The organism is Algibacter miyuki, from assembly GCF_030409805.1.
Taxonomy (GTDB): Bacteria; Bacteroidota; Bacteroidia; order Flavobacteriales; family Flavobacteriaceae; genus Algibacter; species Algibacter miyuki.
In genome coordinates, this window is record NZ_JAUFQP010000010.1 from 274,797 (window position 1) to 298,330 (window position 23,534).

Consider the following 23,534-nt stretch of genomic DNA (forward strand, 5'->3'; position numbering starts at 1 on the left):
TTTAAATCACATCGTTATTAGCCTTTAACTTCTCAGTATTTTCAGCTAACATTAATTCGTCTAAAATTTTCTGAATATCACCATTTACAATATTGGATAAATCGTAAAGTGTTAACCCAATTCTATGATCGGTTACACGACCTTGCGAGTAATTGTAAGTTCTAATTTTAGCCGATCTATCTCCCGAAGACACCATGCTACCACGTTTTGCAGCATCGGCTTCGTTCTTTTTAGCCAATTCCATTTCGTACAAACGAGAACGTAATACTTTAAAGGCTTTTTCTTTATTTTTATGTTGCGATTTTTGATCTTGACATTGCGCCACTAATCCTGTTGGTATGTGAGTTAATCGTACCGCAGAATAGGTTGTATTTACCGATTGACCACCTGGACCTGACGAACAGAAAAAATCAATTCGCACTTCTTTCGGGTTAATTTCTACATCAAATTCTTCAGCTTCTGGAAATACCATAACCGTTGCAGCACTGGTATGTACACGCCCTTGTGTTTCAGTTTGTGGTACACGTTGCACACGGTGAACACCGGCTTCAAACTTTAGAGTTCCGTAAACATCTTCTCCTGAAACTTCAAACTGAATTTCTTTAAAACCACCATTGGTACCTTCACTAAAATCTACCGTGTCAACACGCCAGCCGCGACTTTCGCAATATTTACTATACATTCTAAATAAATCGCCTGCAAAAATACTGGCTTCATCACCACCGGTTCCGGCACGTAATTCTACTACTGCATTTTTAGAATCTTCAGGATCTTTCGGAATTAAAAGTACTTTTATTTCTTCTTCTAACTTCGGAATTCCCACTTTAGCTTCTTCATATTGCATCTTGGCCATATCTACCATTTCAGCATCGCTACCGTCGGCAATAATTTCTTCAGCTTCAGCTAAATTATTAGTGAATTCTATATATTCTTCACGCTTATCCATCAGGAGACGCAAGTCTTTGTATTCCTTATTAAGCTCTACGTAACGTTTTTGATCGGTGATGATATCCGGTTGGATAATTAAATCGCTAACCTCGTCAAAACGTTGTTTTACTATTTGTAATTTCTCTAACATCTGCTTATTTAATTGGGAATCAAAAATACGATAATTTATGAATTTTTAATACTAACTAGGCGTCGAACTATCAGAACTATAAAAATATTTTGCAATATTTTTCGTTATTACAGATAATATGCAACAACTAGCGTCCATTTTTGTTTTTTACAAGCCATTTATGCTATGGTCGTTAGGCATTAATATGTTCTTCCTTTCCATGGGTTTTAGCTTATTCCCCATATTTTTAATTAAGCTAATACTCGTTTTGGTTTTGTGGTATGTTTTAAACGAAACAACAGCCAAGCGAAAATTAATGTTCTATAAAAATTTGGGCATTTCGAACTTTAAATTATTTTTCAGCTTATTTGTTATAGATTGCTTATTAAGTCTTCCGTTTCTTTTACTTCTGAAAGTGTTTCTATGATTTTTGAAATGGATGACATTAATTTATCTAATTAAAAACGGTTATACTACACTAGCTAAAGACTTAAATACCTAGAATATTTTGACTATTTAAACACTTCCGCCTTTAATCAAGATCTAGCACCGCTTCCTTTTTATTTTTTAACACAAAAGCAATAACCCCCAAACATAAACCATATGCGTAGAAAAAGGACCTAAAATAACTTGTTCCTACAAAATTTAGATAATGCGTGATAATAGCGAAAACCTCCGAACAAGTCATAAACGCTACAAAACCCAAAAAATATTTAGAGCGTAAATCTTGAAGTAAAAAATATCTAAACGAAAACACACCTAAAAGCACCAGAGAAGCACCATACAAAATATAGGCTAAAAGCATATTATTAGAGTCTAGAAAAGGATTAATAACGTCTAGAACACCATAAATTCCATAAATATTAACGGCTAAAATAAGCATATAAACCACATTATCTAACCGCTTGCTTTTTAGTCCTTTTTGCTTTGGGTACACGTAAAAAACAAGCATAATATATGCAAGTATCCTTAAAACAGTGGTTAAAATCCCATAATATGCATCTTCGTAAAAGAAAGCTATAAATCGAGGAATAATAAAAAACAACCAGAATAAAACAAGTATCCACTCCACTTTCTCTCTTACTATAATTAAATAAGCCATGAAAAAAGCAAGCTCCATACCTCCTTTTACAATATAGAGCGCTTCGGAACTATCAAAAATGAGACAACAGCAACATAAGAAAAAAAAGATCGATGCTATTGTATATAATTGATTATTAATCTTTAACATAACTTTTTTTAGGAGTATTTGTTCCAATAAAACTAAAAATTAATTTTTAACAGAATAAGGAGTGCAATTTAATTATACAAAATCAAACCTACTATATAACTATAAAATTTTTCCTCTTGAATGTATTATTTTTAACAGAAGCCTTTAAAACAAGCATTTTATTAATAAACCCCTTGTTTTATTGCATTATACAAACTCCGTTTAGCTCTTAATTTAACAAAAATAAGCTTAACAATCAGGATATTATCAATAAAAAATAATATATAAAACTGAAGCAATGAGTTAAAATTGTGGCCGTTTTCAAATTAGGTGAAAGAATTTCACATACCCAGCTTTTATTAAAAACCTATTGTGCGTATAAATATTATGAGAAATTTGTTAACCCAAAACTTGGTAATTAATTCGGGTCTAAAAAACCTAATCCATTTCGGATAAAACAACTTGAAGCATTTAGTAGTTTTACTTCTGAATAGACTTTAAAAAATCCCGTTATTGAGTTTAGTTTATATTAATCATCAAAATCGCCGCCACCTTCAACAGGCAACTGGTCTATAAAATCATCAATATCTGAAATTTCAATAAAATCTAACGACGGTAAAGAAAACTCACTTGGAAGCACTTTTCTTCCTATTAAATCGGAGACTCCCGATGTTACATGGATGTTTAAATCGACGCTCTTTTTTAAAATATTAAGCCCTATTTTAACCCATTTATTCTTTGCTAAAGCCTTTAAATTAGAGGTTTCTTGTTTATCATGAGATTCTTTTTTCTGAAAAACATCTCTTAAAAATAAATCTACCGCTTTAGATTGTTCGCCATTAACAATGGAATCATTATTAATATCACTAATTGTTGTTCTTAAATCGGATGCTAAAATAAAATTAACCTCAGATGGAATATTTCGGAAAACCATTTCTAATAATTCCCGCTTTACCTTAATTGCTTTCGTATCGAAAACTTCTTGTTTAAGAATTCCAGAATCGTCGTTATAAAGTGAATAATCAGACTTAAATCCTTTTATTTCCGTAGAATCTTTTACCTGTTTAGTAGTATTATATTTCGATAGTAAGTTAAAGGTATTATCTACCGGAGATGGCAGACTATTAGGGAACGTTTTATATTTTTCGTTTGTTTTGTAATTTGTAATACTCGTGCTATGTTTATTTTTTTCACCCGAAAATTTGTCGGAATAATACAAAACAACACTGTCTTTTTCTAAATCTATTATAATACCGGCATAATTATCAAAAACGGTATTTACACCGCCTCTTTTTTGCTCTCTTTTAATATAATTTTCTGAAATCGTATAGGTAGTATGCACTTTAAATAAACTTCCATATAAACCTCTAGATTCAGAGAGTGTTATTTCTCCTTCAAAATAAGGGGCTTCTTTTTTTACTTCGTTTTTACAGCTAAAATAACATGTCATAAAAACAAGACATATTATAGCATTTAAAACAATTCTATGCTTCATAAAAAGATATTAATCGGAACTATTTGATAAATATAATGAGAGAATGTGTTATTAGAAATCTACAGCAAAACCAACACCCAGAAATTGTTTCCATTGTACACGGGCACCAGCTTCAGCTGTTTCTCCATCGACATCGGTTTCAATAGTTGTTTTAACATCATCATCATAACGCAGTTGGGCCCCTAATGTCGCCCTAATAAAACTGTTTACTTTAAAGTCGAAATCTACACGCCAGTCCAAATCTACATTTCCGAAATTATTAATATAATCGGAATACATGCTCACTTGGTTTTTAATATTTATATTTTCCACCAACTCCATTTCATAGCTATTGGTTATTAAAACACCAACTTCTTGCCTTGTTCGCTCGCCGGGTCTAATAATCATACCTGCGGAATCATAAACGGCTTCTGTAACCCCAAAAGCGCCTGAGTTTGCTAAATTTTCATCTAAAACAAAAGTGGCTTTTAAAGTTATAGGTGAAAAATAGCATGACAACTTTTCTATGCGTTTACCATATTCCATTCCGGCTCCTAAAAACAAATAACCTGGTGCCATAAGCCTAGAAATAGGGTCGTCAGTATTTGGGTAACTATAACCATTTGTTAATTGTGTTCTAAAGTTTAGTTGCGCAGAATAAAACCAATTCGATTCTAAATCGGGCTTAAACCCCATACTAGAATTAATCTCTAAAACATCGTCTGTTTTTCTAAGCTCTCTAGATTGCTGCTTGTTTATACCATAACGAAAACGTGCATCGTTTCTCCATGAAAAGTACCGATCGCTATAATTAGCATTAGTTTCAAACCCTAATAAACCTGAAATAGAATTACTACCACCAGAATTCCAATTAACAAAGGCAACTTCACTTAAATCGAAAGTCGCTTTATTTTTTTGTTCCCATTGCGGACCATCATATTTTGGTTTTGCAACCTTTAAAAATAAAGAATCGGGCTGAGCGTAAACACTTTGAATAAGTAAACAAGTAATAATTAAAACAGAATTTTTCATGGTTACATTAGGTTGTTTTTTAAAAATACAGAAAACATCAATAATTGTACCGTTTTAACGGAAATTTTATAATTATATTTCAAGTGGTTTCTTTTTATCAAAATCGAGTACGCTATAAGCGAGCATTCCTGCTAATCCTAAAACGTATAAGGGTCTAGAAAAATAATACAAAATATCAAAACCTAAATAGTACGCCGATGATGTTAACACATTAGAAATTATAATCGCATATACAAAAACTAAGCAAAACCTTGCCTCAACAGTACCATAACCATAACTATAAGTAAATGCCAGAATAGCTAAAAACACATGTAGTGCTCCATAAAAAAGCACTACAACAGCTAAGGACGAATCCTTTGTTGCCATTTGCGTTAGGTTTAACAATTTATAAAGTAGAAAAACATTTAATAAAGCGACACTAAACAGCATAACCATAGTTGTTGGTCTATATTTTAAGCGTATTATTTTTGGTAAAATATCTAAACAAATACATATAGCAGCCAAGCCTCTAAAACCAAGAGCTATATTGGCATAGCGTACTGTTTCAAAAAAATGAATAAAAAAATCGGCACAAACCAAACTAAAAAAGGCTAGCAATAATAACACGTTTTTATAACCTTTTAACCAAACAAAAAGTATTAAAAAGACAACAGTACTAGTAAGTCGCATGTGTTGCATACCTTGAAAATCTAAAAAAGCGACACCTAATACGTTTGCTAAAACAAGCAACACGGCAACTTGTGAAATAACTTTTTTCGACTTCATATAAAAAAATAGTAAATATTAATTATTGATATACAAAATCCCCAAACTCACTATTTATTGTTAATTTTTTAGTTTCCGAAGCTTCTACTCTACCTATAATTTTAGCATCGACATTAAAAGTTTTAGATATCGCAATAATATCTTCAGCTATTTCTGGAGTTACGTATAATTCCATACGGTGCCCACAGTTAAATACCTGATACATTTCTTTCCAATCTGTTTTCGACTGCTCTTGTATCAGTTTGAAAAGTGGAGGAATTGGAAATAAATTATCTTTTATAATATGAAATTGATCTACAAAGTGAAGTATTTTAGTTTGTGCTCCACCTGAACAGTGCACCATACCATGAAGACTTTCACTATTAAACTGAGACAATATTTTTTTAATAATTGGCGCATAAGTTCGTGTTGGTGACAATACCAATTGACCAGCGTCGATAGGTGAATTCTCAACAGCATCTGTTAATTTCACACCTCCAGAATACACTAACTCTTCCGGTACAGCGGCATCAAAACTTTCTGGGTATTTTTCAGCTAGGTATTTACTAAATACATCGTGACGTGCAGATGTTAAACCATTACTTCCCATACCACCGTTGTACTGTTTCTCGTAAGTAGCCTGACCGAAACTTTCTAAACCAACAATAACATCACCAGCTTTAATGTTCGCATTATCGATAACATCAGTACGTTTCATACGTGCGGTAACCGTTGAATCTACAATAATAGTTCTAACCAAATCGCCAACATCGGCAGTTTCACCACCTGTTGAATGAATGGTTACTCCAAAGGATTTTAAATCTTTCAATAATTCTTCGGTACCATTGATAATTGCTGAAAGCACTTCACCAGGAATAACACTTTTGTTACGTCCGATAGTAGATGATAACATAATGTTATCGGTTGCTCCAACACACAACAAATCGTCAATATTCATTATTAACGCATCTTGAGCAATCCCTTTCCAAACTGATATATCACCAGTTTCTTTCCAATACATATACGCTAAAGACGATTTTGTACCCGCTCCATCTGCATGCATAATGAGACAGTAATCGTCATCATTTGTTAAATAATCGGGAACTATTTTACAGAATGCTTTAGGAAACAAGCCTTTATCTATATTTTTTATAGCGTTATGTACATCTTCTTTTGATGCAGAAACACCACGTTGTGCGTATCGTTTTGAAACTTCTTGACTCATAATATTTTATTGTGTTGCAAATCTACCTTTTTGAATGAAAAAATCCCACTAATTTGAAGCGGGATTTTCTTATTTTAATAATTTATGAATTTAATCTATATTTCTATACGATTTTGACAAATACATAAATAGCATTTTAAAACTAAAAATCACTTATAATTTAATAACAACCGCATGTTACCTTGTAAACAACAACTCGCGATATTTAGTTAATGGCCAAATTTCGTCGTCTACTAGAAGCTCTAGCTTATCACAATGATAACGAATATCTTCGAAAAGCGGTTTTACTTTCTTACAGTAAGCCAACGCCTTCTTTTCAATGTCTTCAATAGTATTTGCCTTTCTACGCTCATCAACCATTTTGGTAACATTAGAGTTAATACCTGCAATATGGCTCGATATATCTTGAATTAACAGCACCTGCTCTCGTGAAACATCGTGATATTTCTCTTCAAAAATTTCTTTTAAGCCTCGTACATTTTCAATTAAAATGTTTTGATATTTAATGGCCGTTGGTACAATATGATTTCTAGCAATATCACCTAAAACCCGTCCTTCAATTTGAATATGTTTACTGTACGCCTCCATTTCAATCTCGTAACGTGCCTGTGTTTCTACTTTGCTCATCACATTCATATCTTCAAACAAAGCGATACTTTCTTTAGAAATCTTAGCCTTTAAAGCTTCGGGAGTTGACTTATTATTACTCAATCCGCGCTTTTTAGCCTCAATTTCCCAAGGTTTTCCATAACCATTACCTTCAAACAAAATGGCTTTAGTTTCCTTAATATATTCACGCAATACATTAAAAATAGCTTCATCCTTTTTTAAATCTTTTTTATTGATTAAGGTATCCACTTCTATTTTAAAATCTTGCAATTGCTTTGCAACAATGGTATTTAAAACCGTCATTGGGTTACCACAATTTGCTGTAGACCCTACGGAACGAAACTCAAATTTATTTCCTGTAAAGGCAAAAGACGATGTTCTATTTCTATCGGTATTATCTAATAAAACATCTGGGATTTTCCCAATAACATTTAATTTAAGCTCGGTTTTTTCTGCTGGCGATAATTTACCTTTAGTTACGCCTTCCAATTCATCTAAAACTTTGGTAAGTTGTTCACCGATAAATACCGACATAATTGCCGGCGGTGCTTCACTCGACCCTAAACGATGGTCGTTACTTGCCGATGCCACGGTAGCTCGCAATAAAGCTTCATATTTATAAACCGCTTTTATGGTGTTTATAAAAAAGGTAAGAAACTGTAAGTTACTCATTGGTGTTTTTCCTGGGCCTAGTAAATTAACACCTGTATCTGTGGAAAGTGACCAATTATTATGTTTTCCCGATCCATTCATGCCTATAAATGGCTTTTCATGAAAGAGTACTTTAAAATGATGACGAGACGCCACTCTCCCCATAATATCCATTAATAATGAATTATGATCGACTGCTAAATTAGCTTCTTCATAAATTGGAGCCAACTCAAATTGATTAGGTGCTACCTCATTATGGCGTGTTTTTACCGGAATACCTAAAAGCATACACTCGGTTTCCAAATCGCGCATAAAGTTTAAGGCACGATTAGGTATCGACCCAAAATAATGATCGTCTAACTGTTGCCCTTTTGCTGCTGGATGCCCCAAAAGTGTTCGCCCAGTAAGCATAATATCTGGTCGGCTAGCAGCCAACATTTTATCTATTAAAAAATATTCTTGCTCCCAACCTAAAGAGCTAGTTACCTTTTTTACGTTTTTATCAAAATAACGACAAACCGCTGTTGCGGCCGTATCTACTGCATTCAAAGCGCGTAACAATGGTGTTTTAAAATCTAAAGCTTCACCGGTGTAAGCCACAAATATGGTTGGAATACACAATGTTGTTTCGTAAATAAATGCTGGTGAAGTAGGATCCCAAGCGGTGTAACCACGTGCTTCAAACGTATTACGAATGCCGCCATTCGGAAAGCTAGAAGCATCAGGTTCTTGTTGCACCAATTGGTCTCCACCAAACTTTTCAATAGCCATACCGCCACCAATAGTTTCAAAAAAAGCATCGTGCTTTTCGGCAGTCGCTCCTGTTAATGGCTGAAACCAATGCGTATAATGCGTAACGCCTTTCGATAGTGCCCAATCTTTCATGGAAGACGATACTTGATCGGCAATACTTCTATCTATTTTCTTACCTAGATTTATCGCATTCATCACCCCATTAAAAGCATCCTTTGTTAAATATTGGCGCATGGTATTTTCGTTAAATACGTTTTTACCAAACAACTCCGATCGCCTTTCCTTTTCTTCAATATGGACTGGTTTATAAGCCAGCGATTCTTTTATAGCATGAAATCTTAATATAGCCATTTTCAAAATAATTTTAAAATATTCTAACTTTAACAAGGTTAGTTTCAACCACTTTAATTCTAAAATGCAGTAATTAAAACAGAACACAAAAATAAGTCGCAAAAGTAAGAAAACATCCAATCTGTAAAGTTATTGTTAACATTTTTTCAGTATTTCCGTCAAAAAATCATATTTTTTTTAAATAATCCTTAAAAAACTGGGGTATAAATAAAAATAAGTGCCTCTATTGTTAAAACACCCCTAATAAATTCGTAGTAAAAACTTAAAAATATATATTTGTGATATTATTATCAATATTTCAATTATAAAATATTCATTATGGCAAAAATTAAATTAGAATACCTTTGGTTAGATGGTTACTATCCTACTCAAAACTTAAGAAGTAAAACTAAAGTTGAAGAGCATGAAGATTTCAAAGGGACATTAGAAGAAATAGGAAATTGGTCTTTTGATGGATCATCTACTAGACAAGCTGAAGGCGGAGCGTCTGACTGTTTATTAGTACCTGTTGCAATTTACCCAGATCCAGATCGTATTAACGGTTATTTAGTTATGACTGAGGTTATGAATGCTGATGGAACGCCACACGTATCTAATGGAAGAGCTACTATTGATGATGATGATAATGATTTCTGGTTCGGTTTCGAGCAAGAGTATTTCATTATGGATAACAAAACGCAATTACCTTTAGGTTTCCCTGTAGGTGGTTATCCTGCACCACAAGGAATGTATTACTGTTCTGTTGGTGGTAAAAATACACACGGTAGAGATTTCGTTGAAGAGCATGCAGATTTATGTATCGATGCAGGTTTAAACTTCGAAGGAATTAACCAAGAAGTTGCTTCAGGGCAATGGGAATACCAATTATTCGCAAAAGGCGCTAAATTAGCTGGTGACGAACTTTGGATTTCTAGATACTTATTAGATCGTTTAACTGAAAAATATGGTTACTATATCGAGTACCACCCAAAACCATTAGGTAAAGATATGGATTGGAATGGTTCTGGTATGCACGCCAACTTCTCTAATGAGATTTTAAGAACATGTGGTGACAAAGAAACTTACGCAGCAATTTGCGAAGCTTTCCGCCCAGTAGTAAAAGAACACATTGCTGTTTACGGTGAGTTTAACGACCAACGTTTAACAGGTTTACACGAAACTGCAGCTATTACAGATTTCTCTTGGGGAATTTCAGATAGAGGTGCATCAATCCGTATTCCTTTAATCGCAGTAGAAAAAGGCTGGAAAGGCTGGTTAGAAGATAGACGTCCTGCTTCAAACGCTGATCCATACAAAATTGCAGCAAGAATTGTGAAAACAGTTAAATCTGCAAAAGTATAATTCACATAGCATAAACATTTTGTTCATAATATAAGCGTTAACATTCATTTGTTAGCGCTTTTATTTTTTTCAAAAATTCAGGATATATTACTCTTAGAAAGAAGGCTTTGGGCGTTACCTTAATCCTGAAACAAGTTCAGGAACCAGGTCGGGCTTTCCGCTATATCTTTGTTGTGCCACTATAATTTCAAAACACCTATAAAACATAAGCTAACAGAAAACCCAAGGCTTATTTATAACAAAAAGGCTAGCACAAAAAAGGATGCCGCATCAATCCCTAACGCAAGTCTCCACCAACATTTTGAATTAGAAAAATAATTAACTTATTTTTACTTTGTTATTCTACTTAGTAATTTATTGCACTTATTAGTTATAAAATATGTAACAAATATTATAAAGTTTATACTAATTATAAAAACCAAAATAAGATGAAAAAAATAACGAAAAAGAAAACACTAATTCTCCTATCTATTGGAATGTTTGTAATTGCGACTTCTCAAATATTTTCTCAATTTATGGAATTATCAGATTTTGCGAAAGGTTCTTTTATGGGAATAGGTTTAGGATTACTACTCACCGCTTTGATTATTGGAAATTTTAGAACTATTCAATAAAGTTTCTATTAAGAACCTATAACCAAATAAAACAACAGTTACACATTAAAAACCTTATCTAAAACTCATCCAGCACCTCTAAAATCTCAGAAAAACCGGGACGTAATCTAACATCGTTACTTGAACAATCTGTAATTATTTTTTGCCATTTATCGCGAAGATCACTATTCATTTCCCGCTCATTAACAAGACCCAGCACATCTTCAACCAAACATCCAAATGCGCGTACCTCAACACGCTCAATAGCATGAGCAAGACCAGAATTAACATCGTAAAACGATGCTGCGCCAAAATCGCCTAAAAGACAATCTGCCGAGCTATTCACCAAAATGTTATGCGCATACAAATCGCCATGGTTAATACCTTTTTTATGCAACTGCTCACAAACCGAAGCTATACTTCTTGTAATTTTCAACAACGCTTCTGCATTAAAAACAGAAGATTCATCAAACACATCTCGCGTACAAGTTTGTAAACTTGGCGGATTTCCTAAATTGACGTAATCTGGAGAAATCAACGTCATTATTAAACCAATTTTATCTTCTGGATGGTTTTTTATTTTTCCTAAAACAGGAATTAAATTCTCATGAGTACCAGCAGCAATGGAAATAGCCATTTCATCGTCTGGTAAACCGTCGCTAGTTACATCGCCCTTAAATACTTTAACAGCAATATCTTTATTCTTCGATTTCCAAAAGGCTTTTGAAATAAATCCAGAAGCACCTTCCCCTAATAATTCTTTAATAGAAAAACCGTTCCAATCAAAAGCTTCAAAATCAGGTTGTAATTCTATTTTATCAGCTGCAGGATTACCTCCAAAAGCGACCCAACTTAATTTTGGCAACTCAAAAAACCAAACTGGAATCGTTTTCAATTGATTTGCCGAAAACCTAATGAGTTCTAAATTCACACAAGCTTTCATTTCAACAGGTAATTCTTCAATTAAATTTCCTGCTAAAGCACATTTTTGAAGCAACGTACAATCTCCAATACTCTTCGGAAGTTTTTCAATTTTGTTATCAGTTAAAATCAACCAATTTAATAACGGCGGAAATGCTTGTTCTGGAACCGTTTTAATTTGATTCGATTTAAAACCAATCATATTCAAATTAGGGCATTTTGCAAGCACAATAGGGAATTCCGTAAAGTTATTTCGTGCAAAAAATATAATTCTTAACCGCTTAAGTTGAGCGATACTTTCTGGTAAAGAAGTCAATTTATTATCCGATAAATCTAAAATCTCTAATGTTTCGGCAAGCGTAATAATTTCTTCTGGAAATTCTTCCAAGCCGCAAGCAAGTTTTAGTGTTTTCGAACCTATTAATTGTCCAGATTTTAATGCTTCTAAAGAATGTACCATGTATCCATTTTGAAGTTGCAAATCTAACTATTATAGACGTGTAAAACGCAGAAAACATCAGGTTTTTGGCGATAATTTACCACTTAAAAATTCAAAATAAAGAACAAACTAATAGGCCTTAAACATAATATGATTAGGATTTGATCGCGTATCGGAAAGTTTAAAATCATAATTGCCAACAATTTTAAACTCATTTTTTGTGTAGAATTTTATGGCTTTCAAATTTTCGACCCAAACAGCCAACCAAATTCCTTTTTGATTATGTTGTTTAGAAGTTTCAATAATAAAATTAAAGAGTGCTACTCCCAACTTTTTACCATGAAATGCTTCCAATAAATAAAGTCGATCCAGTTTAGTAACTGCAGCTTCATCAATCCATGGACTTAAAGCATTAATTTCTATTTTGGAAAAGCCCGCAATTTTATCTTCATAAGAAATAATATAATATTGAACGTTTTCGTTTTTAAACTCTTCAGCTATCGCTTTTTCTTGATAGGTTTTATCAACAAAGTTTTTAATATCATCTTCCGAAGCACTATGCCCATGAGATTCTAAAAAAGACTGTCTCCCAATTTCGGCAATTAATTGCGCCTCATTAGTGGTCGCTTTTTCTATTTTAAACATACTAAAAAAGTCTATTTTCCGGTAAATACCAAAAACATAAAAACGCCGTAACCAACAACTAAAGCAAAGCCTTTTAGCCTGCTAATTTCTAAGCGTTTTGGTAAAAATATTAACGGAATTAAAATGGCCGAAAACCCTAGCATCCAAAAAATATCGTTACTTAAAATAGACGCCTCTGTTACCGGAATTGGTTTTATCATAGCTGTTAAACCTAAAACCGATGCAATATTAAAAATATTAGAGCCAATTAAATTCCCTAAAGAAATGGCTTTTTCTTGCTTAGCTGCCGCGATAACCGATGCTGCTAATTCTGGCACACTTGTACCAATTGCAATAAGCGACACGCCTATTACAGCTTCTGACACACCTACAGAAAGTGCTATCGCTTTTGAGCCATCCACAAGCCATTCACTACCAAAGTAAAGCGCTGCAGCTCCAATTAATAGCCACACCCCTATTTTAAAGTTTGAAACGGCTGCCAAAGTATCATCAACCTCATCGGAGGCTGCGTCTTTTTTAACACTTCGTATTAGGTATACTAAAAACACGATAAGTCCTGCAAACAAAATACCTCCTTCTATAGCCGACAATACATTGTCATTTTTCAAAAAATAATATAATGCAATAGAGAACACCATCATTACCGGCCAATTCAGTTTATAAAACGATTGATCTACCGCAATGGCGCTTACCATAGCCGTGATTCCCAATACCAAACCAATATTTGCAATATTAGATCCTACAACATTATTTATAGCAATAGCGGGTGAGCCAGACAAGGCCGCTTGCAAACTTACAAGTAACTCAGGTGCCGATGTGGCAAAAGAAACGACCGTCATTCCAATCACCATTTTTGAGATATTAAACTTAAAAGATAACGCTACAGATGCACGAACCAAAAATTCGCCACCAATAACTAATAAAACAAAACCAAGGATAACCCAAAGTAAACTCATAATTATAATTTTTTGCTAAGATAATTATAACTAAAAACTGAAATGCTAAAAGCGAATAGTTTTTTTTAAAACAATAAAGAAAACGAAGCGCATAGATTTCTTAACCAGTTCACTGCTATTACAGAACATAACAATCCTGAAAACTTAAAAAATAGTTAAATAACTACTATTTTAGTTTTATAACTATAAAAATAGTTATATATTTGAAAACTACTGATAATTAACATTTTACTTTATAATGGAAAAGCTAACCAACAAAGAAGAAGAAATAATGCACATTTTATGGACGCTTGAAAAAGCTTTTGTAAAAGATGTTTTGGCAGAAATTAAAAACGATAAACCACATTACAATACGCTTTCTACTATAATTAGAAATTTAGAAGACAAAGGATATGTAGCCTACACGGCCTACGGAAAAACCCACCAATACTACCCTATTGTTTCTAAAGAAGATTATAGAAAAGGTTTTATGAATACCGCCATTAACAACTATTTTAATAACTCTTACAAAAACATGGTCTCGTTTTTTGCTAAGGAAGAAAAGATTAGTGTAGATGAGCTTAAGGAAATTATTAAACTCATTGAAAAAGACAATTAATTATGGAATACCTGTTAAAAGTATCTGCGTTATTAGCCATTTTCTATATAAGTTATAAAATCTTTTTGCAACGCGATACCTTTTTTGAGCAAAATAGATGGTTTTTAATACTCGGTATTCTCATAGCCTTTACTTTGCCTTTTTTAGTAATTCCTATTTATGTTGAACACATTCCAGTAGAGGCACCAAATTTTAGTAATATCCCTATAGAGGTTTCCGAAAATATCGAAACACCATTTAGTATATTAGATTATTTACCCGCAATATATTTAATAGGTGTTATCGGTTTTTTCATTCGATTTTTAATACAGCTCGCTTCCTTAAGTTTAGTTATTTCTAGAAGTAAAAAAGAAAAACACGGTAAATACACTTATATTAAAACGGATAAAAACATATCTCCTTTTTCATTTTTCAACTGGATTGTTTTTAACCCAAAGAACTTTACCAACACCGAATTAGAACAAATTCTAATTCATGAAACAATTCATGCTAACCAAAAACACTCCATCGATGTTTTACTCACACAACTAAGTTGCATTGCGCTATGGTTTAATCCATTTATATGGTTTTACAACAAAGCTTTAAAACAAAATTTAGAATTTATAGCCGATAATGAAACCCAACATCAAATAGATTGTAAAAAAACCTATCAAATCACCTTACTAAAAACAAGTTTGCCATCTCATCAAATGGCTTTAACCAATAATTTTCACACATCATTAATCAAAAAACGAATCGTTATGTTACACAAATCAAAATCGAAAAAAATCAGTTTATTTAAGTATGCAATAGTGTTACCACTGTTAACTCTATTTTTAATGGGTTTCAATACCGAAGAGGTTATTATCAATTCCAAAACAGAAGGTGTTTCTACCGTTAATAATTTAACAACCTCCGAAGACAAACTAAACCTTTACATTCATAAAGAAACCACAGACAATACTATAGAAAAACTTAAAAGCGATTTAGCACAAAAAGGATACTCATTAAAAATAGGTAAAATTAAAAGAAATAAAAACAACCTTATTACCGACATTAAAATTTCGGTAAGTTATAAAGCATCTCACAGCACGAGCTATAGCTCTAATTCTAGCGCCCCGATAAAAACCATTAATATTATTATTGATAAAAGCGACCATAGTATCACTATAAGAAATAGTAATGATGAAAACTTAAAAATAGGCCTTGAGATAACAAAGGCGCAAGTTCAAACGGACACCGATCGCTTATACATTATCGACGGTAAAATTATAGAAGAAAAAGGTTTTACTTTACAAGAAGACAACGTTAAATCGATAAATGTACTTAAAGGAAAATCTGCTATTGATAAATATGGGGAAAAAGCTAAAAATGGAGCCATCGAAATTACTACTAAGAACAATAATCAAAATAACTCAAATTCTGTTCAAACAAAAAACACACAATATAAATTAGAAATAGCGAAAGACAAACAACCTTTAGTGTATGTTGACAATGAAGAAATTGATTATAACAACTTAAAGGACATTGATCCAGAAAACATAGAATCAATAAATGTTTTAAAAAATAAAAATGCCACTGACAAATACGGAGATAAAGGTAAAAATGGCGTTATAGAAATTACCACAAAAAAGTAAACTCTCACTCATAAATTCAAATTTAAGGCACTCAGGAATGAGTGTCTTTTTTTATGTTTTAAAATTCACAAAAGACAAAACCATCAAAAACAGCTCTGTTTTACACCAAATGCCCCTTGGTTTCTCAAACACACCTTCAAAAACCCCTTGAAAAGTTTCAATTTAAAACCACATTAACAGTTTTTACATACAATTAAACACAAGCATAAAGCAAGTCACTAAAATATTAAAACAAAAACAGTTTTTACACTTACAAATCCGTATTCAGTTTCACCGATTTACATCAAATCACTTGGAGAATACTTCTCTAAAAATATATATTGAAAACTCGATCAAAAAACGAAGTCTAATATTAACCTTTAAAACCAATACATTATGATGACACTTGCAAAACTAGTAATCGATTTAATTACAACAATCCTTACAAGTATTTAACCACATGCCATGTAAAACTTAGTCTAGAATAAGTTTTACTATTTTTACAAAAAAAGGTTATAAATGCAAAAGCAAGTATTCAAAATTTTGGCAAAGGTTAACAAAGCAATCTTACCAAGTTACTCTAAAAAGCAACTCGATTTATCAAAAGCCAGTAAACTACAATTAGCCATCATAGGTTGGCGTGTTTACGTCACTAAAAACGCGTTAGATTAATTTAAATTTATCGCATAAAAAAAGCTCCCAATTTCTTGGAAGCTTATTTTTTCGTGACCTCGACTGGATTATTTTCAAAATTATAAACAGCACATTAACAATTGGTTATTAATTATTCGTGTCAGATTCGTGCCATTTTTTAAGCTTCTGCAATCTAACATCTATCTCTTTTATTAAAATTTGCGGAGAATCTCCATCAGCTTCATTACTTTCTCGAACCAAATGATTTACTGAACTATCCGTTTTAAACATATAATTCCAATCTATATCCGGAAAAGCTTTACTTACGGCCGTTATAAATTGAAAATTAGGCGCATTACTTTTTAAATATCGACCAACCATCACTTGTGAGTAGCCTATTTTTTCTCCAATCTCAATTTGCGTTAACCCCTTTCTTTCAAAGAAATTTGACATTTTTTCAAAGTAATTCATAATTTATAATGAGTATAAATAGTATCAATAAGTATTATTTGTATTTAAAAATAGTACTAATGTGTAATAAATTCTTTTTATTTGTACACAGAAATACAAAGCTATACACAAATATACAACTCATTAATAACAAATAAAATATGCAACCACACATTCAAAAAGCTTATCAATTTTTAGACGATCATTTACCAACGAATTATGTTTATGAAACTAATATCATTTTAAAAGAAGTCAACTTCGTTGTGTCTTCAGATATTATTAGAAATGTTCGAAATAAACGAACATATAATTTAGATATCCTTAATGCCTTATTGAAAGTTGCTAAAAAGCAAAAACACTCATTAGAGGCACTAAAAGAACAAACTCAAATATAATTAACTATGGCACTTACAAACAATCAACCCACGCTCTATCCAGGAATGATGGCTAGCGCTTCCGAAGTAGAATTTTTCGTTGTCGAGGACGAAATCAACTATATTTCAGAAGGAAAAATTAACTCCATTGCAAATGCCCCTTTTGGCATTATTCAATTAACTAAAGAGGAAATTGCAAAAGATCCCGAAGCAGATGCTGCTTTAAAAGAATGGCATCCCAATTCCGAATTTAAACGTCAAGTACAGTTTTTAAAATGTCGCTTTGGTGGTTTAGACTATACTGCAGACATGAAGGGAAACCAATTTGGTGAACCGGATTACTGGGATTGTCCAAAACGTGCAACCTGTCCTTTTAACGGTGTAATTTGTAAACTTCCAAAATACCAGGACAGCCAATTAACTTCAATAGATATTGAGTTAATGAAACTATTATCTACCACATATACCAATGAAGTTATAGCCGATAAGCTAAACCTTGCATTTGGGTCTTTCCATAAATTAAAACAAGCCTTATACTCCAAATTAGGAGATATTCAAACAAAACAAGAGCTGGCGCTTATAGCAAAATCTCTAAACCTCATTTAACCGCCGTAGGTTAGATATACGTTCTTTTTTTTACTGTGCAAAAGCACAATTTATTAGTTAACAATAATCCGCCATTTTAAGCGATGGCGGTTTTTTTAAAAAGATTAAAAAATGAAACAAACAACCCACACCGAATGGTTCTATTTCTTTACTGAATTGTTTGGTTATCGTTTTTACGAAAACAATAAAGAGATTCCAAAATACATCTTGTTTTATAAAGGTTACAATGCTGAACGATTAAAAGCTGCAGGATATCCTAAGTTTAAAATTAAAATCCGTTAACATGGTAAATCAAAAAGCAATCCAATCGAACATTAATCTAGTTAGCGCAAAGTTAAACCAGGTTAAATCTAGCACTCACTTTACAGATGAAGAAAGAGCGCCTTTAATAGCCAAATTAGAAACCGAGTTATCTCAATACGCCTTAGAATTAGAGGTGGTCGATGCTCATATAATATCATAATATGAATTCTCAATCTAAATACGAGCAAGAAAAAGAGCAGAAGCTTTTTTTTAAAGAAGAAAATAAAAGCCATCCTAAAGAACCTATTTATTATCTACACCGCAGGTTACGGCAAAAAGATATCCCTTACTCATCACGAAAACAAATTGTTTTTGTTTCTCCAGATGAAACTGAAGACAAGCACGTGCAAAAACTTTTAAAGGATTACAATTATACTGTACAAACTATTATCAAATAAGATTACAAAACCAAAATAGCTACTTCACCAATGCCATACATAAAAAAAGAATTTACAGACAGTCTCCTGGACAAGGTAGATATTGTCGATATCATTTCAGATTATACAGAGCTTAAACGTAAAGGGGCTTCTTTTTTTGGATTATCACCATTCCAAAAAGAAAAATCTCCATCCTTTAACGTATCTAAACAAAAACAGCGTTTCACGTGTTATTCCTCGGGGAAATCGGGTAATGCCGTAACCTTTTTAATGGAACACAATAAAATGACTTTTCCGGAAGCTATTGAAGAAATAGCAAAAAAATACGGAATACCTGTTGAATATGCCGATGAAAAGCAAGCTTCAGCTTATGCGAAAACCACCGAGAAAAAACAAAAGGCACGTCCTATTTTAGATGCTGCACTTGTGCATTATCAAAAAGCCTTGCTAAAAGTCCCCACAGATCATCCTGCAAAAAAAGAGGTTATTGGTAAACGCCAATACACTAAAGATATTATTGTAGACTGGCAATTAGGCTATGCTACCGGAGGTCGTTTTTTAACAGAAAAACTAAAAGAAGCTAATCTGTTAAAGCAAGCTCAAGAAATATCTTTAGTCGGAGATAAAGCTGATAAGTATTGGGAACGCATTATTTACCCAATTCATGATATCAAAGGTTTATTGGTTGGTTTTGCCGGTAGAGATATTTCCAATAAAGATTCTTCTGCAAAATGGATAAACCCTGCAGAAAGCATTATTTACCATAAGGACAAAATATGGTTTGCTTTAGACCGCGCATTGCGTTCTATTATAGAAACTGGAGAAGCCAATATTGTGGAAGGTTATAATGACGTTATTGCATGGCACGAGAACGGACTGCAAAACACCATTGCATCCTGCGGAACCGCCATTACTGAAACCCAAATACAAATTTTAGGTAAATATTGTAAACGCATCAATTTTACTTTTGATGATGACACTGCGGGAAAAAAAGCCATGCTACGCTATATCCCTCTATTTTTGGCTGCAGGATTTAGAGTTAATGTGCAAACTACGGCTAAATTAGACCCCGACGATTTTGTTCGCGAATACAAAACAGCTTTAGAAGAACATCAAACCATATTCAGCGGAATAAAAGCATTAGAGCAAGATGATGATTTTATGATGAATGCTTTGAAATTTGTAAATGATGGCGATGTTATTAGAGAAATCACAGATTCTAAACTATCTGCAGAAAAATACGCGCTTCAAAAAGTATTAATAGAAAACGGCGTAAAAACAGACGGCTTTAAATTTCTACTTCAAGAACATTTAACTGGTAACGATATTGACCGTAGCAAAGGCGCTTATAAGCTTTGCGAAATTATCGCGAAAATTGAAGACGAAGCTTTAAAAGAAATTTATATCCCCTGGTTAAAAACAGAATCTAAAGTTTCGGTGGCTACCTTAAAAAAATGGGTAAAACAAGCCGAAGCGAAATTTGAAGCTCAAGCCGAAGAAAAAGAAAGATCTAACCGGTATCTGTCTTATGATGGTGCATCTGCAGACGATGATTACACCTTGCCAGATGGCATTAAAAAAACATGGAAGGAAGTTAAAAACGATGTCTATAAATACGGCCTTTTTGAGTCTGATAATAAAATGTGGATTCGTAAAGGTACCGATGCACCCTACACGTTTAAAGCTATTACCAATTGCTATGTAGAAATTGTACAGCACATGAGTGACGAGGAATTTCCAATGAAGCTATTACGTATCAGGAATGTTTACGGCTTGGAAAAGATTTTCGATACCCCTTCGGAATCTGTAGATTCTCAGCAACGGTTCACAACCGTATTATCCAATAACGGGAATTTCATGTACACTGGAGACTCTCGCGAGTTTTTAAAATTGAAAGTGTATTTAAATGATAAAATGGGCGTTGGTAGAAAAGTTGAAGTTTTAGGCCACCAACCGGAAGGTTTTTGGGTTTGGAATAATTTAGTGCAGCTCTACGATGGTACGACCATAGATATTGACGATAACGGCGTATTTAAACACGATAAAGTTTCGTATTACGTGCCAAGTGCCAATAAAATTTACCGCAAAAACGTATTTAAATACGATGGCCAAAAACGGTTCCGTGTGCAGCAAGCCAAAGTAACCTTTAAAACCTTTGGTTCTAAAGCTATGGAAGTGCATCGGGAACACGCTATATCGGGCATTATGTTCGCCATTTCTTCTTTGTTTCAAGATGTGGTTGTAAAAGCCTTGGGTAATTTTCCTATTCTGTTTTTGTACGGACCAGGAGGTTCGGGTAAAGACCAGTTGGCCGAAATGATTCAATCCTTTGTTGGTATTCCTCAAGAATCTCAAAATATTGAAGGTGGAGCTTCAACCCTAAAAGCCAAAGTCATTGAGTTGTCGCAGTTTTTTAACGGGATCTCTCAATATTCAGAATACAAACGTGGTGACGACAAAGTGGACGGTATTTTTAAAGGTATATGGGATAGAAACGGTTATAAGCGTGGTAATATAACCAGTAAAATAGCCTTGGAAACCGTACCAATTCTTTCATCGGCTATATTAACCGGTAACGATTACCCAAATCAAGAACCACTAATTCAGCGTTTATTTGCGAACGAGATTACAAAAAACGAGTTCTCGGAAGCAGAAGGAAAAAGCTACGACGAATTTAAAGACATGTGCTCCGATGGTTACTCCTCTTATTCGGTTGAGTTTCTAAAGCATCGTAAACTATTCATTGAGCAATTTAAACAGAAGTTCCGTGCCTTCAGGAAATCGTTTATAGAGCGTGTGCCAGACGCAAAAACAAGGATGATCTCTAACGCTTCAGTTTTTGGCGCAACCTATGAGATATTCAAGGACAAAGTAGATTTCCCGTTTTCGTTTAAAGAAATGGAAACACATTTCATTAAATGTATAGAACAGCAAATGCGCAAACTACAAAGTGAAAGTATTATTAATAAATGGTGGGATTGCTTCTTAGCGGGTTGCAAAGCGCCTAGCCATTTAAGGTTGGTAATTAAAGAAGATTTTAAACTAGAAGGCCGTAGCTTGTTTTTTAACTACACCAACGTGTATCTAAAAATGCAGAAAATATGGTGGGAACAATATAAGGAAGCTATTCCTGGCAAATCTTTTATGAAGGACCAATTAAACCAATCGGAAGCATTTGTGGCTTACCATAGTAAAGGCATTAAAATGGATTCGGGGCGTGATGTTAAAACATCGTCTGGACACGAAATCGATTTGGAGAAAACAGGAATCTTCGACGAGATTTACGATGCCATACAATATCAGTTGTCGGCTCAAGGCGGTCAATTTGTGTTTCCCCCTGCAACCCCCTTAGAAAAAATTAATCCCGAGGATGATGAGCCCGAAGATCTCGACGAGCTTTTAAAAACTTTTCATTAAGAAGAGAAAAAAAAAATGAAAGCGTGTTTTAAACACCATACATTCCACACCTATTTAATATATTAATAATCAGTTATATATAAAAAGGAATATGTAGTGGAAAGTATGGAAAAGTGCGGAAGCCGTTTTGAGTTTCCATAACATTCCACACATAAAAAAGGTTAAAGTATTGAATATCAGAGGTATGGATGTATGGAAAGTTTTTACCTAATTCTAATACCCATGAGTAATAAAAAATAAAAAAATGTATACCAATAGCGATATAGAAATAATAGTAAAAAACTGTATAAACCTAGTGGAGCTCTACGCTGTAACCGCTTCTTTGTCCTTTTTAATAGATAAAGGGTACCTGGTGAAGTCGAGTTTTATAGCACAAATCACTTTGATGCGTTTTATTGAGTTAGAAAATTTAGAAATTAATTAGAATAGAAATTATGGCAGATACACATACTAAAATAGTTTTCTGCATTAAGGATGAACCTATCCTTTCAATGATAGAAAAAGAGTTTTCCTCTTTTGATTATGATGTAAAACACAGGACATCCACTAGTAGATATAAAACGGTAGAACTAAATGTGAATAAGCTTGTTCCATTTGATGATGATAATCAAGTAACAATTGAAGGCTACAAGGTTCTATTTGAAGATTTAAGATATTACTCCAAAACCCTTAAAAACTAGAATAGAAATTATGAAAATTTTAAAAAAACCAGACTTCATCATTTTTGATACAGAAAACCCTGACAGAATGAAGTTCTCCAGAATACCTTTAGGATTGCCGCAACCTTTAAATGCCGTAACGCTAAAAACAGATCACGACTTTTTGAGTGAACATTTTAGGCCAAAAGGCAATACGCTCCATCCAATTTTTAAAGATTTTGGAAGCTCGTATTATTATTGTGTTTCAGTTTAATAAAATGTCCATATACTAAACCCCTCTAATTCGAGGGAATTAAAATTAATTAAAACCCCATATTATGATAAAAGTAGGCGAAATAAAAGAAGTAAAGAACAAAGGGCTTGAATTTAAAATACAAGCCATAGACGAAGAATTTATAGTTATAGATGATGGTACCGGAAAAGCTACGCCTAAAAGATTAGGCGAAGTTATTACCGATGTTCCAGAGAATCCTTTCGGAATAAAAAAAGGAATCAAAATGATCATGAGTGAGTAAATAATA

At 33.2% G+C, this 23,534-nt stretch carries 25 protein-coding genes; 14 read left to right on the forward strand and 11 right to left on the reverse strand.

Features of this window, described 5'->3' with window-relative positions:
- Position 1: 1 nt before the first annotated feature.
- The 7 genes from prfA to QWY92_RS09150 form a co-directional block, all read right to left on the reverse strand.
- Complete coding sequence (prfA, locus tag QWY92_RS09120) at positions 2–1,078, reverse strand: peptide chain release factor 1 (RefSeq protein ID WP_290270516.1); 1,077 nt, start codon at positions 1,076–1,078, stop codon at positions 2–4.
- Positions 1,079–1,589: 511 nt separating this feature from the next.
- Positions 1,590–2,288, reverse strand: a complete 699-nt coding sequence (locus tag QWY92_RS09125) for a hypothetical protein (protein ID WP_290270517.1) — start codon at positions 2,286–2,288, stop codon at positions 1,590–1,592.
- Between the two features lie 508 nt (positions 2,289–2,796).
- Entirely contained in the window at positions 2,797–3,762 is a 966-nt protein-coding gene (locus QWY92_RS09130) for a hypothetical protein (RefSeq protein ID WP_290270519.1), read from the reverse strand.
- A 51-nt stretch (positions 3,763–3,813) separates the two neighbouring features.
- Complete coding sequence (locus QWY92_RS09135; protein WP_290270521.1) at positions 3,814–4,773, reverse strand: DUF3078 domain-containing protein; 960 nt, start codon at positions 4,771–4,773, stop codon at positions 3,814–3,816.
- A 72-nt stretch (positions 4,774–4,845) separates the two neighbouring features.
- Positions 4,846–5,538: a hypothetical protein gene (locus tag QWY92_RS09140; protein ID WP_290270523.1), complete on the reverse strand. Its 693-nt coding sequence runs from the start codon at positions 5,536–5,538 to the stop codon at positions 4,846–4,848.
- Between the two features lie 22 nt (positions 5,539–5,560).
- On the reverse strand, positions 5,561–6,742 hold the full coding sequence (locus QWY92_RS09145) for an AIR synthase related protein (protein WP_290270524.1): 1,182 nt from the start codon (positions 6,740–6,742) through the stop codon (positions 5,561–5,563).
- 177 nt (positions 6,743–6,919) lie between these two features.
- Positions 6,920–9,106, reverse strand: a complete 2,187-nt coding sequence (locus QWY92_RS09150) for a glutamine synthetase III family protein (RefSeq protein WP_290270526.1) — start codon at positions 9,104–9,106, stop codon at positions 6,920–6,922.
- A gap of 318 nt (positions 9,107–9,424) precedes the next feature.
- Here QWY92_RS09150 and QWY92_RS09155 point away from each other — a divergent pair, with 318 nt between their 5' ends.
- Together QWY92_RS09155 and QWY92_RS09160 are read left to right on the forward strand one after the other, a co-directional pair.
- Positions 9,425–10,447, forward strand: a complete 1,023-nt coding sequence (locus QWY92_RS09155) for a glutamine synthetase beta-grasp domain-containing protein (protein ID WP_290270528.1) — start codon at positions 9,425–9,427, stop codon at positions 10,445–10,447.
- A 428-nt stretch (positions 10,448–10,875) separates the two neighbouring features.
- Positions 10,876–11,061 (forward strand): hypothetical protein, encoded by a 186-nt coding sequence (locus tag QWY92_RS09160; RefSeq protein WP_290270531.1) that lies wholly within the window; start codon positions 10,876–10,878, stop codon positions 11,059–11,061.
- Between the two features lie 58 nt (positions 11,062–11,119).
- Here the strand turns inward: QWY92_RS09160 and QWY92_RS09165 are convergent, their stop codons facing one another.
- From QWY92_RS09165 to QWY92_RS09175, 3 genes are all read right to left on the reverse strand, one after another.
- Positions 11,120–12,421 (reverse strand): leucine-rich repeat-containing protein kinase family protein, encoded by a 1,302-nt coding sequence (locus tag QWY92_RS09165; protein WP_290270533.1) that lies wholly within the window; start codon positions 12,419–12,421, stop codon positions 11,120–11,122.
- A 108-nt stretch (positions 12,422–12,529) separates the two neighbouring features.
- Positions 12,530–13,045, reverse strand: a complete 516-nt coding sequence (locus tag QWY92_RS09170; protein ID WP_290270534.1) for a GNAT family N-acetyltransferase — start codon at positions 13,043–13,045, stop codon at positions 12,530–12,532.
- 11 nt (positions 13,046–13,056) lie between these two features.
- The gene (locus tag QWY92_RS09175) at positions 13,057–14,001 is read right to left on the reverse strand and encodes a calcium/sodium antiporter (protein ID WP_290270536.1); all 945 of its coding nucleotides are present in this window, start codon (positions 13,999–14,001) and stop codon (positions 13,057–13,059) included.
- Between the two features lie 238 nt (positions 14,002–14,239).
- On the opposite strand from QWY92_RS09175, the gene QWY92_RS09180 reads away from it, so the two are divergent.
- The 3 genes from QWY92_RS09180 (at position 14,240) to QWY92_RS09190 (ending at position 16,866) form a co-directional block, all read left to right on the forward strand.
- Positions 14,240–14,599 carry a BlaI/MecI/CopY family transcriptional regulator gene (locus QWY92_RS09180; protein WP_290270538.1) on the forward strand — a complete coding sequence of 120 codons (360 nt, stop codon included), beginning with the start codon at positions 14,240–14,242 and terminating at the stop codon, positions 14,597–14,599.
- Positions 14,600–14,601: 2 nt separating this feature from the next.
- Complete coding sequence (locus tag QWY92_RS09185) at positions 14,602–16,215, forward strand: M56 family metallopeptidase (protein ID WP_290270540.1); 1,614 nt, start codon at positions 14,602–14,604, stop codon at positions 16,213–16,215.
- Positions 16,216–16,713: 498 nt separating this feature from the next.
- Positions 16,714–16,866 (forward strand): SsrA-binding protein, encoded by a 153-nt coding sequence (locus QWY92_RS09190; protein WP_290270542.1) that lies wholly within the window; start codon positions 16,714–16,716, stop codon positions 16,864–16,866.
- A gap of 108 nt (positions 16,867–16,974) precedes the next feature.
- Here the strand turns inward: QWY92_RS09190 and QWY92_RS09195 are convergent, their stop codons facing one another.
- The gene (locus QWY92_RS09195; RefSeq protein ID WP_290270544.1) at positions 16,975–17,280 is read right to left on the reverse strand and encodes a helix-turn-helix domain-containing protein; all 306 of its coding nucleotides are present in this window, start codon (positions 17,278–17,280) and stop codon (positions 16,975–16,977) included.
- Between the two features lie 158 nt (positions 17,281–17,438).
- Between QWY92_RS09195 and QWY92_RS09200 the strand changes: the two genes are divergently transcribed.
- From QWY92_RS09200 to QWY92_RS09240, 9 genes are all read left to right on the forward strand, one after another.
- The gene (locus tag QWY92_RS09200) at positions 17,439–17,672 is read left to right on the forward strand and encodes a hypothetical protein (RefSeq protein ID WP_290270546.1); all 234 of its coding nucleotides are present in this window, start codon (positions 17,439–17,441) and stop codon (positions 17,670–17,672) included.
- A gap of 6 nt (positions 17,673–17,678) precedes the next feature.
- The gene (locus QWY92_RS09205; protein ID WP_290270548.1) at positions 17,679–18,257 is read left to right on the forward strand and encodes a helix-turn-helix transcriptional regulator; all 579 of its coding nucleotides are present in this window, start codon (positions 17,679–17,681) and stop codon (positions 18,255–18,257) included.
- A 111-nt stretch (positions 18,258–18,368) separates the two neighbouring features.
- A complete protein-coding gene (locus QWY92_RS09210; protein ID WP_290270550.1) occupies positions 18,369–18,539 on the forward strand; it encodes a hypothetical protein in 171 nt (56 codons plus the stop codon).
- A 1-nt stretch (position 18,540) separates the two neighbouring features.
- Positions 18,541–18,720 (forward strand): hypothetical protein, encoded by a 180-nt coding sequence (locus tag QWY92_RS09215; RefSeq protein WP_290270552.1) that lies wholly within the window; start codon positions 18,541–18,543, stop codon positions 18,718–18,720.
- A 1-nt stretch (position 18,721) separates the two neighbouring features.
- Positions 18,722–18,958: a hypothetical protein gene (locus QWY92_RS09220; protein WP_290270554.1), complete on the forward strand. Its 237-nt coding sequence runs from the start codon at positions 18,722–18,724 to the stop codon at positions 18,956–18,958.
- Between the two features lie 30 nt (positions 18,959–18,988).
- Positions 18,989–22,354 (forward strand): DNA primase, encoded by a 3,366-nt coding sequence (gene dnaG / locus QWY92_RS09225; RefSeq protein ID WP_290270556.1) that lies wholly within the window; start codon positions 18,989–18,991, stop codon positions 22,352–22,354.
- 434 nt (positions 22,355–22,788) lie between these two features.
- Positions 22,789–23,034 (forward strand): hypothetical protein, encoded by a 246-nt coding sequence (locus QWY92_RS09230; RefSeq protein ID WP_290270558.1) that lies wholly within the window; start codon positions 22,789–22,791, stop codon positions 23,032–23,034.
- Between the two features lie 10 nt (positions 23,035–23,044).
- Positions 23,045–23,266 (forward strand): hypothetical protein, encoded by a 222-nt coding sequence (locus QWY92_RS09235; RefSeq protein WP_290270560.1) that lies wholly within the window; start codon positions 23,045–23,047, stop codon positions 23,264–23,266.
- 64 nt (positions 23,267–23,330) lie between these two features.
- The gene (locus tag QWY92_RS09240) at positions 23,331–23,528 is read left to right on the forward strand and encodes a hypothetical protein (RefSeq protein ID WP_290270563.1); all 198 of its coding nucleotides are present in this window, start codon (positions 23,331–23,333) and stop codon (positions 23,526–23,528) included.
- The last annotated feature ends 6 nt before the right edge of the window (positions 23,529–23,534 follow it).